The 9,273-nt window shown below is 66.9% G+C and carries 13 protein-coding genes; 3 read left to right on the top strand and 10 right to left on the bottom strand.

What is annotated here, in order from left to right:
* Position 1: 1 nt before the first annotated feature.
* From tatA to tatC, 3 genes are read left to right on the top strand one after another with little or no spacing between them, the layout of a single operon-like run.
* Positions 2-232: a Sec-independent protein translocase subunit TatA gene (gene tatA, locus ACTPOE_RS11920; RefSeq protein ID WP_458872384.1), complete on the top strand. Its 231-nt coding sequence runs from the start codon at positions 2-4 to the stop codon at positions 230-232.
* Between the two features lie 27 nt (positions 233-259).
* Positions 260-742: a Sec-independent protein translocase protein TatB gene (tatB, locus tag ACTPOE_RS11925; RefSeq protein ID WP_458872385.1), complete on the top strand. Its 483-nt coding sequence runs from the start codon at positions 260-262 to the stop codon at positions 740-742.
* Positions 743-750: 8 nt separating this feature from the next.
* Positions 751-1,563 carry a twin-arginine translocase subunit TatC gene (gene tatC, locus ACTPOE_RS11930; protein ID WP_458872386.1) on the top strand — a complete coding sequence of 271 codons (813 nt, stop codon included), beginning with the start codon at positions 751-753 and terminating at the stop codon, positions 1,561-1,563.
* Positions 1,564-1,610: 47 nt separating this feature from the next.
* Here the strand turns inward: tatC and dsbD are convergent, their stop codons facing one another.
* From dsbD to secY, 10 genes are all read right to left on the bottom strand, one after another.
* Complete coding sequence (dsbD, locus tag ACTPOE_RS11935) at positions 1,611-3,746, bottom strand: protein-disulfide reductase DsbD (protein WP_458872387.1); 2,136 nt, start codon at positions 3,744-3,746, stop codon at positions 1,611-1,613.
* A 36-nt stretch (positions 3,747-3,782) separates the two neighbouring features.
* Positions 3,783-4,175 carry a divalent-cation tolerance protein CutA gene (cutA, locus tag ACTPOE_RS11940; RefSeq protein WP_458872388.1) on the bottom strand — a complete coding sequence of 131 codons (393 nt, stop codon included), beginning with the start codon at positions 4,173-4,175 and terminating at the stop codon, positions 3,783-3,785.
* Positions 4,176-4,309: 134 nt separating this feature from the next.
* A complete protein-coding gene (gene rplQ / locus ACTPOE_RS11945; protein WP_458872389.1) occupies positions 4,310-4,693 on the bottom strand; it encodes a 50S ribosomal protein L17 in 384 nt (127 codons plus the stop codon).
* Positions 4,694-5,008: 315 nt separating this feature from the next.
* Entirely contained in the window at positions 5,009-6,007 is a 999-nt protein-coding gene (locus ACTPOE_RS11950; RefSeq protein WP_458872390.1) for a DNA-directed RNA polymerase subunit alpha, read from the bottom strand.
* Positions 6,008-6,125: 118 nt separating this feature from the next.
* The gene (gene rpsD, locus ACTPOE_RS11955; protein ID WP_458872391.1) at positions 6,126-6,749 is read right to left on the bottom strand and encodes a 30S ribosomal protein S4; all 624 of its coding nucleotides are present in this window, start codon (positions 6,747-6,749) and stop codon (positions 6,126-6,128) included.
* A 10-nt stretch (positions 6,750-6,759) separates the two neighbouring features.
* Positions 6,760-7,158, bottom strand: coding sequence for a 30S ribosomal protein S11 (gene rpsK / locus ACTPOE_RS11960; RefSeq protein WP_043678919.1), 399 nt, complete (start codon positions 7,156-7,158; stop codon positions 6,760-6,762).
* Between the two features lie 14 nt (positions 7,159-7,172).
* A complete protein-coding gene (rpsM, locus tag ACTPOE_RS11965) occupies positions 7,173-7,538 on the bottom strand; it encodes a 30S ribosomal protein S13 (RefSeq protein ID WP_043678921.1) in 366 nt (121 codons plus the stop codon).
* Between the two features lie 33 nt (positions 7,539-7,571).
* The gene (gene rpmJ / locus ACTPOE_RS11970) at positions 7,572-7,685 is read right to left on the bottom strand and encodes a 50S ribosomal protein L36 (protein ID WP_003805360.1); all 114 of its coding nucleotides are present in this window, start codon (positions 7,683-7,685) and stop codon (positions 7,572-7,574) included.
* Between the two features lie 31 nt (positions 7,686-7,716).
* Positions 7,717-7,935 (bottom strand): translation initiation factor IF-1, encoded by a 219-nt coding sequence (infA, locus tag ACTPOE_RS11975; protein WP_043678924.1) that lies wholly within the window; start codon positions 7,933-7,935, stop codon positions 7,717-7,719.
* Between the two features lie 5 nt (positions 7,936-7,940).
* Positions 7,941-9,266, bottom strand: a complete 1,326-nt coding sequence (secY, locus tag ACTPOE_RS11980; protein WP_458872392.1) for a preprotein translocase subunit SecY — start codon at positions 9,264-9,266, stop codon at positions 7,941-7,943.
* Between the last annotated feature and the right edge of the window lie 7 nt (positions 9,267-9,273).

A 9,273-nucleotide genomic window follows, 5' to 3' on the forward strand; every position in this document is an offset into this window, starting at 1 on the left:
CATGGGTAGCTTCAGCATCTGGCACTGGCTGATCGTCCTGGTCATCGTGGCCCTGATCTTCGGCACGAAAAAACTGCGCAACATCGGCGAGGATCTCGGCGGCGCCGTCAAAGGCTTCAAGAAAGGCATGAAGGACGCGCAGGACGAATCCACCACCACGCCGGCCGTCACCCAGCAGACCCGCGACGCCGATACCGTGGACGTCCAGGCCCGCGAAAAGACCGACGCCTGATCCCGACCGCCGCGCACCGGACCCGCCATGTTTGATGTCAGCTTCAGCGAACTGATGCTGATCGGCGTGATCGCGCTGATCGTCATCGGCCCCGAACGCCTGCCCAAGGTCGCCCGCACGGTCGGGCACCTGCTCGGCCGCGCCCAGCGCTACGTCAACGAGGTCAAGTCCGACATCCAGAAGGAAATGGACCTGAAGGAAATCGGCGACATCAAGCACCAGATGGAGGATGCCGCCCGTTCCGTGCAGTCCTCCATGACCTCGTCGGTGGACGACCTCAAGGCCGCCGTCACCCAGCCCACTCAGGCGCTCAAGGACACCCTGGACCAGGCCCGCCAGGCGCTGGACCCGCTATCCGCCCCCGCCGATGCCGCCGCATCCGGCACCGCTCCGGCCGATCCCGCCGTCGGCGCCCCCGCGATCCCGGCGCCGGCCACTGAACGGACCACCGCGCCGGCGCCCGAACCGGTGCCCGCCCCCCGGCCCGCCGCCACCGACACCAGCCATTGAAGCACGGCATGACAGACGCTTCCGACGCCTCGTCCCAGGACACGTTCATCTCCCACCTGATCGAACTGCGCACGCGCCTGTTGCGGGCCGTGATGGCCGTGCTGGGCATCTTCGTGGTGCTGTTCATCTATCCGGGCCCGTCGATGATCTACGACATCCTGGCCCAGCCCATGCTGGCCTCGCTGCCCCAGGGCACGCGCATGATCGCCACCGGGGTCATCACGCCCTTCATGGTGCCGATCAAGGTCACCTTGCTGGCATCCTTCGTGCTGGCCCTGCCGGTTGTCCTGTACCAGGCCTGGGCCTTCGTCGCCCCGGGCCTGTACCGCCACGAACAGCGCCTGGCGCTGCCCCTGATCATCTCCAGCACCCTGCTGTTCCTGCTGGGCATGGCGTTCTGCTATTTCGTGGTCTTCCACACAGTCTTCAACTTCATCGCCCACTTCGCGCCCCAGTCCATCACTCCGGCGCCGGACATCGAGGCCTACGTCAATTTCGTGCTGACCATGTTCATCGCCTTCGGCGTGACCTTCGAGGTTCCGATCGCGGTCGTCCTGCTGGTCAAGACCGGCATGGTCACGGTGAAGAAACTGCGCGAGATCCGCGGCTACGTGGTCGTCGGCGCCTTCGTCGTCGCCGCCGTGGTGACGCCGCCCGACGTCCTCAGCCAGATCCTGCTGGCCGCGCCGCTGTGCCTGCTGTACGAAATCGGCATCCTGGCCGGTGCCGCCATCGAAAAGCGCAAGCCGGCCCGGGACGACGCGGATTCAGCCCACGAGCCGGTCCGCACGGACGAGCCCACCGGCGAATCGGAAGACTGAATGCGGCCGACCCATCCCGCCGCCCGGCGGGTGGCCCTTCTTCCGGTCTAATTTCCGTCCAGCACCCGATCCTGCACCTCGCGGAAGGCGTCCGCCTTCCTGAACCCCACCACCCGGGCCTCGGGAATCAGGCGCCCCCGGGCATCGAAGAACAGGATGCCCGGCGGACCGAACAGGTCGAAGCGCGCCAGCAGGGCGCGATCCTCGTCCGTCATGCGGGTCACGTCCGCCTGCAGCAGCCGCATCCGGCCCATCCGTTCGGCAACGGCCGGATCGCTGAAGGTGAATTTCTCCATCTCCAGGCAGGACACGCACCAGTCGGCGTAGAAATCCAGCATCACGGGCCGGTCGGCGGCCTCCAGCCGCGCGTCCAGGTCCGCCAGCGACCGCACGCGCGTGAAGCGGGCGCGGATGGCGGCGGGATCCGTGGACGCCGACACGCCACCCGCTCCGGTCCCGCCCGCGCCGGCGGTGAACGGCGCCAGAGGGCGCAGCATGTCGTGCCCACCCGCCAACAGCCCGGCACCCTGCGCCAGTCCCCACAGGGCCAGCATCAGGGCCAGGGCGCGCGTCAACAGCCGCAGCGGCCCGGCCTCGCCCTCGCCCTGGGCGGCGGCTGACCAGGCCAGCAGGGCGGCCCACAACGCCAGCACGACCCAGCCGGCGACGTAAAGCCCGTCGGCCAGCAGCGGCCTCGCCATCCACCAGGCGGTGGCCAGCAGCAGCAGGCCGAAGCCCGCCTTCAGCGGCGTCATCCAGGCCCCGGCGCGCGGCATCAGGGCGCCGGCGCCCGCGCCCACGGCCAGCAGGAGCAGGCCCTCGCCCCAGGCCAGGGCGAACAGGGCGGCGCCGCCCACCACCACATCGCCGGTCTGCGAGATGAACAGCAGCACGCCGGCCAGCGGCGCGGCCACGCACGGCCCGACGATCAGGGCCGACAGCAGGCCCATCACGAACACGCCGCCCGCGCGGCCCCCCGGCAGGCGCCGCAGACGTGCCTGCATCGCCGACTGCAGGCCCACCGGGGCCTGCAGGGTGAAGACGTCCAGCATCGCCAGCGCGAACAGCGCCAGCAACACGGCGAAGGTGCCCAGCACCCAGGGCGACTGCAGCCAGGCAGCCAGGCCCGCGCCCAGCAGGCCGGCCGCCACGCCCAGGGCGGTATACACCAGGGACATGCCCAGCACGTAAATCGCCGCCAGCCCCAGGCCGCGCGCCCGGCCGACCACGCCCCCGCCTCCGGAGATCACGGCCAGCAGGATGGGCACCATGGGCAGCACGCAGGGCGTGAGCGACAGCAGGGCGCCCAGCGCCAGGCTCAGCGTCAGGATCTGCCACAGCGGCGCCTGGTGCAGCCAGGCCGCCATGCCCACGTCGCCCAGGTCCAGCCAGGATTCGCCGTCCGGTCCGGAGGCCGCGGACGAGGCCCCGGGCCCGCCCGCCGGGGGCGGCGCAGTCCCGGCTCCGGCGCCGCCGCGCAGGGCGGCCGACAGGCCGACGCCCGCGCCGGGCGCCCGTCCGGAGGAAGCCGAGGCGGAGGCGGGCGTCTCGTCGCGCGGCGGCGGCACCCGGTCGCGGACCTGCTCGCCGACCGCGCGGTAGCCGTCGCCATCGGCCTGCAGGACGAAGGTCTTCGTCATGGGCGGATAGCACAGGCCCTCGTCCGCGCAGCCCTGGCCGGTGACGGCGACCCGCAGGGGGCCCTCGGCGCCGGGCCTCAGGGCCGCACGCAGTGTCACGCCCCCATGGAAGACCTCCATGTCCTTCTCGAACGTGGGGTCGTACTTGACCTGCCCGCGCGGCAGCCGCAGGGCGTCCCCCCAGGCCGGCGCACGGGTCTCCGCATCCGCCGGCGTCAGGTCGGAGCGCCGGAACAGCAGCAGTCCGCCCCGGGCGTCTTCGATGCGCACCTCGAACCGGTCCTGGTACATGTAGTAGCCCGGCGCGATCTTCCAATGCACGTCCAGGGTCAGGGGGTCGGTCATGGCCGCCGATTCGACGAAGGCCAGTTCGGGATCCAGGAAGTCGTCCGCCGCCCGGACCGGGCCCGAGCCCAGCAGGCCGCACAGTGCCAGCAGCAGGATGCCCGTCAGGGCCGCGGCCCGGCGCGGCAAGCCGCGCGCGCGCATGAACAGGCACGAGCCCGGCGACAGCCACGGGCCAAGGTCCGACGGATACAGCATCGACAACTTCCTTGAATACGGCGACGGCGATACCCGTCAGGCGCCCTGGATGGCGGGACGGGTGGACTGGACGACCCAATCCAGGTAAGCGCGGCTGCCCGCGGGCACGCCCAGCACCATAAACTCGGGGATTTCGTAGGGATGCAGGTCGCACAGCCGCGCATACAGCGCGGGCAGCGTGTCCGCCGTGGTCTTGAACACGAGTTGGACTTCATCCGTGCCTTCGAGTTCCCCCTGCCACAGGTACATGGAGACGATGGCCGGCCCCACCTGGGCACAGGCCACCAGAGATTCCTCGACCAGCACGTGCGCGATGCGCTTGGCCAGGAGCTCGTCGGGCGCCGTGCTGAGCACCACCACGGTATCGGTGGAGGCGCCGGCCTGGCGCACCACCAGGGCGGGATCGCCGCCAGGTGTCTGTTCTTTCATGGTTTTCGGGCGCAGTGTGGGTATCGAATTCATTGTACCCGTGCTGACCCTGAGCATCCATGACCCAAGGCAAAACGGGCCCCGCAGGGCCCGTTTTGCCGATTCACCGCCCGGAAGGCGGCGCGGAGGACGACTTATTCGCCGGCCGGCGCCTCGGTTTCCGGACGGTCGACCAGTTCCATGTAGGCCATGGGGGCATTGTCGCCCTGGCGGAAGCCCATCTTCAGCACACGGGTATAGCCGCCGTTGCGGGCGGCGAAGCGCGGCCCGATGTCGTTGAACAACTTGGTGACGACGTCGCGATCGCGCAGGCGGGCGAAGGCCAGGCGGCGGTTGGCCAGCGTGGGGTTCTTGCCCAGGGTGATCAGGGGCTCGACCACGCGGCGCAGTTCCTTGGCCTTGGGCAGGGTGGTCTTGATGGCTTCGTGGGTCAGCAGGGAGACCGCCATGTTGCGGAACATGGCCAGACGGTGGCTGCTGGTGCGGTTCAGTTTGCGAAGGCCGTGACGATGGCGCATTTCGATTTCCTTTTGAATCTATGGAACCCGGATCTTCTATCGGATCGGGGACCCTCTGAACGAGTCGTCGCGCCGCATGCATCTGCGGCTTCGGGCTGTCTGCCGTGTTGCTCATCCTCGCGATAGCTATTGCCATCGCCGCGGTTCGCGCCTTGCATCCAACCCGAATCCACGGAGCCTGCTTACCGCCCGGCTTGTGCAAAGGGTCCCCACCGCGGCCCGGGTGGGGTTGAACCCCGGCCGCCGAAGCGACCGAGGCGGGATATTAGCACGCGCTCAGCCACGACGGTGGCCATGCGCATGCCGGTGCTGCGATCAGGGGCGCTCGAGGCCGACGGGCGGCCAGTTTTCCAGCTTCATGCCCAGGGTCAGGCCGCGCGCGGCCAGGACTTCCTTGATCTCGTTGAGCGACTTGCGACCCAGGTTCGGGGTCTTGAGCAGCTCATTCTCGGTGCGCTGAATCAGGTCGCCGATGTAGTAGATGTTCTCGGCCTTCAGGCAGTTGGCCGAACGCACCGTCAGCTCCAGGTCGTCGACCGGGCGCAGCAGCACCGGGTCGATCGGAGCCGACTGGCCGCCCACCGGCAGGCTGGTGGTCAACTGGCCGGCGTCCTTGTCGGCCAGCGACACGAACACGGAGATCTGGTCCATCAGGATGCGAGCCGACTGGCGCACGGCTTCCTCGGGGCTGATGACGCCGTTGGTCTCCACGTCCAGCACCAGCTTGTCCAGGTCGGTGCGCTGCTCGACGCGGGCGTTCTCCACGGCGTAGCTGACGCGACGCACGGGACTGAAGGAGGCGTCCAGGACGATCTGGCCGATGGTGGCCGAACGGTCGTCGACCAGGGCCCGCACATTGCCCGGCACGTAGCCGCGGCCCTGCTCGACCTTGACCTGCATTTCCAGGCGGCCGTTGTCGGTCAGGGTGGCGATCAGGTGATCCGGGTTGATGATCTCGACGTCGTGCGGCAGTTCGATGTCGCGGGCGCGGACCTCGCCGGGGCCCTGCTTGTTGAGCTGCAGCGTGACTTCGTCGCGGTTGTGGAGCTTGAACACCACGCCCTTCAGGTTCAGGAGGATGTCGACGACGTCCTCGCGCACTCCGGCGATCGTGGAATATTCGTGCACGACCCCGCTGATCTGGACTTCCGTGGGAGCGTAGCCCGCCATGGAGGACAGCAGGATGCGGCGCAGGGCGTTGCCCAGCGTGTGGCCATAGCCGCGCTCGAAGGGCTCCATCACGACCTTGGCATGATGGGCGCCCAGGGTTTCGACGGAGATGGTGCGGGGTTTCAGAAAACCTTGTGCAGACATGAATGTTCCTTTTCAATACCCTCGGCTCGTTACACCGATAAGGCTGACGGAAAACAAGAGGTAAAACCGCCGCCCCGGAGGGGGACGGCGGGCAGCGCACGCCGCCGATCTCGGGGGATCAGCGGGAATACAGTTCCACGACCATGGATTCGTTGACGTCGTGGGCGACGTCGGCGCGATCCGGGGCCTGCTTGAACACGCCCGACAGCTTGGCGGCGTCGACCTCGACCCACTGGGGCAAGCCGTTGCCGGTCGCCAGTTCCAGGGCTTCCTTGATGCGGGACTGGTTCTTCGCCTTTTCGCGCACGGTGACCACGTCGCCAGCCTTGACCAGCATCGAGGCGATGTCGGCGGTGCGGCCGTTCAGCTCGATGGCGCGGTGGTTCACCAGCTGGCGCGCTTCGGCGCGGGTGGAACCGAAGCCCATGCGGTAGACGACATTGTCCAGGCGCGATTCGAGCAACTGGATCAGCGTCTCGCCGGTGTTGCCACGGCGGCGATCAGCCTCGGCGAAGTACTTGCGAAACTGCTTTTCCAGCACGCCGTACATGCGCTTGAGCTTCTGCTTTTCACGCAGCTGCAGGCCGAAATCCGACGTGCGCGAACCCGAGATGCGGCCGTGCTGGCCGGGCTTGGATTCGAGCTTGCACTTGGAGTCCAGCGAACGGCGGGCGCTCTTCAGGAACAGGTCGGTGCCTTCGCGGCGCGAAAGCTTGCATTTGGGTCCAGTGTAACGAGCCAAGATGTTCCCCTTAGATACGACGACGCTTGGGCGGACGGCAGCCGTTGTGCGGCACCGGCGTGATGTCCGAAATGCTGGAGATCTTGATCCCCAGGGCATTCAGGGCGCGCACGGAGGATTCGCGGCCGGGGCCGGGGCCCTTGATGCGGACTTCCAGCGTCTTGATGCCGTATTCCTGGGCCACGCGGCCGGCGGATTCGGCGGCCACCTGTGCGGCGAACGGCGTCGACTTGCGCGAGCCCTTGAAGCCGGCGCCGCCGGACGTGGCCCACGACAGGGCATTGCCCTGGCGATCGGTGATGGTGATGATGGTGTTGTTGAAGGACGCGTGGACGTGGGCAATCCCGTCGGACACGTTCTTCTTGACTTTCTTGCGGACGCGCGCGGCGCCGCTCTGAGCTTTCGCCATGTTCTTTCCTCAGGTTATTTCTTCAGGGACGCTGCGGCGCGACGCGGGCCCTTGCGGGTGCGCGCGTTGGTGCGGGTGCGCTGGCCGCGCACCGGCAGACCGCGCTTGTGGCGCATGCCACGGTACGTGCCCAGGTCGATCAGGCGCTTGATCGACAGCTGCACTTCGCGGCGCAGGTCGCCTTCGATCGTGTAGCCGTTGATCTGTTCACGGATCTTTTCCAGTTCCTCGTCGGTCAGATCCTTGATCTTCTTCGAGTACTCGATGCCGGTCGCTTCGCAGATCTTGCGGGCGCGGGTGCGGCCGATGCCGAAGATGGCCGTCAGACCGATCTCGGCGTGTTGGTGCGGCGGAATATTGATGCCAGCAATACGGGCCATGACTGTTCCTCGTGAAATCCGTTATGCCCGGCCTTAGCCTTGGCGTTGCTTGTGACGCGGGTCGGTGCAGATGACGCGCACCACGCCGTGACGTTTGATGATTTTGCAGTTGCGGCAGATCCGCTTTACCGATGCCATTACCTTCATGGTGATCTCCTGGTTCTTGACCGGCCGCTACCTACTTGGAGCGGAAAACAATCCTGGCGCGCGACAGGTCATAGGGCGTGAGCTCCACTGTGACCTTGTCACCCGGAAGGATCCGGATGTAGTGCATACGCATCTTGCCCGAAATGTGGCCCAATACCATGTGGCCATTTTCCAGCTTGACGCGGAACGTTGCGTTGGGAAGGTTTTCGATGACCTCCCCTTGCATCTGGATGACGTCGTCCTTGGACATGTTCTTCAGCGCATGGGTAATCCCGCGGCGCCCTTGAAGTTCGCCTTCCGGAGCAGCGAGTCATACTGTTGGGACATCATGTAAGCCTGCGCCTGCGCCATGAAATCCATCGCGACGACGACGATGATCAGCAGGGACGTGCCGCCGAAATAGAAAGGCACGTTCCAGCGCATCTGCATCAGTTCGGGCAGCAGACAAACCAGCGTGACATAGATCGCGCCGGACAGCGTCAGCCGCATGAGGATCTTGTCGATGTAGCGGGCGGTCTGCTCGCCGGGACGGATCCCGGGCACGAAGGCGCCGCTCTTCTTCAGGTTGTCCGCCGTCTCGCGGCTGTTGAACACCAGCGCCGTGTAGAAGAAGCAGAAGAAAATGATCAGACCGGAATACAGCGTCACGTACAGCGGCTGCTGCGGCGACAGGGCCGCCGCCAGGTCGCCCAGCCAGCGCATGTTCGGGTTGCTGGAGAACCAGCTGGTGACCGTCGCGGGCAGCAGGATGATCGACGAGGCGAAGATCGGCGGGATCACGCCGGACATGTTCAGCTTCAGCGGCAGGTGCGAGGACTGGCCGCCATAGAGCTTGTTGCCCACCTGGCGCTTGGCGTAGTTCACCGTGATGCGGCGCTGGCCGCGCTCGACGAAGACCACGAAGTAGGTCACCCCCACCACCAGGGCCAGGATGAACAGCGCCGACAGGATGGACATCGAGTCCGTGCGCACCAGGTCCAGCATGCCGCCCAGCGCGCCGGGCAGACCGGCGACGATCCCGGCGAAGATCAGCAGCGAGATGCCGTTGCCCAGGCCGCGTTCGGTGATCTGCTCGCCCAGCCACATGATGAACATGCTGCCGGTGACCAGCGTCACGATCGTGGTGAAGCGGAACAGCAGGCCCGGGTCGATGACCAGGCCCGGCTGGGATTCCAGGGCGACCGAAATCCCGACCGCCTGGAACAGCGCCAGGAACACCGTACCGTAGCGGGTGTACTGGGTGATCTTCCGTTGCCCGGACTGGCCTTCCTTCTTGATAGCTTCCAGAGTCGGCACGACCACCGCCATCAGCTGCATGATGATGGATGCCGAGATGTACGGCATGATCCCCAGCGCCAGCACGGAGAAGCGTTCCAGGGCGCCGCCGGAGAACATGTTGAACAGGCCCAGGATGCCGCCCTGATTCTGCTGGAACAGGTCCGCCAGCGCGTCCGGATTGATGCCGGGCACGGGAATGTGGGTCCCCAGGCGGTAGACGATCAGGGCGAGCACGAGGAACAGGATGCGGCGCTTGAGGTCGCCGTATCCCGCGCTGGGCTTATGTGCCTGAGCTTTGGCCACAGCCGCC

The sequence above is a fragment of the Castellaniella sp. WN genome, from assembly GCF_054457555.1.

Bases quoted from the DNA above. Each gene is read 5' to 3' on its own strand.
- tatA (WP_458872384.1), top strand. From the start codon at position 2: ATGGGTAGCTTCAGCATCTGGCACTGGCTGATCGTCCTGGTCATCGTG.
- tatB (WP_458872385.1), top strand. From the start codon at position 260: ATGTTTGATGTCAGCTTCAGCGAACTGATGCTGATCGGCGTGATCGCG.
- tatC (WP_458872386.1), top strand. From the start codon at position 751: ATGACAGACGCTTCCGACGCCTCGTCCCAGGACACGTTCATCTCCCAC.
- dsbD (WP_458872387.1), bottom strand. From the start codon at position 3,746: ATGCTGTATCCGTCGGACCTTGGCCCGTGGCTGTCGCCGGGCTCGTGC.
- cutA (WP_458872388.1), bottom strand. From the start codon at position 4,175: ATGAAAGAACAGACACCTGGCGGCGATCCCGCCCTGGTGGTGCGCCAG.
- rplQ (WP_458872389.1), bottom strand. From the start codon at position 4,693: ATGCGCCATCGTCACGGCCTTCGCAAACTGAACCGCACCAGCAGCCAC.
- ACTPOE_RS11950 (WP_458872390.1), bottom strand. From the start codon at position 6,007: ATGTCTGCACAAGGTTTTCTGAAACCCCGCACCATCTCCGTCGAAACC.
- rpsK (WP_043678919.1), bottom strand. From the start codon at position 7,158: ATGGCGAAAGCTCAGAGCGGCGCCGCGCGCGTCCGCAAGAAAGTCAAG.
- rpsM (WP_043678921.1), bottom strand. From the start codon at position 7,538: ATGGCCCGTATTGCTGGCATCAATATTCCGCCGCACCAACACGCCGAG.
- rpmJ (WP_003805360.1), bottom strand. From the start codon at position 7,685: ATGAAGGTAATGGCATCGGTAAAGCGGATCTGCCGCAACTGCAAAATC.
- infA (WP_043678924.1), bottom strand. From the start codon at position 7,935: ATGTCCAAGGACGACGTCATCCAGATGCAAGGGGAGGTCATCGAAAAC.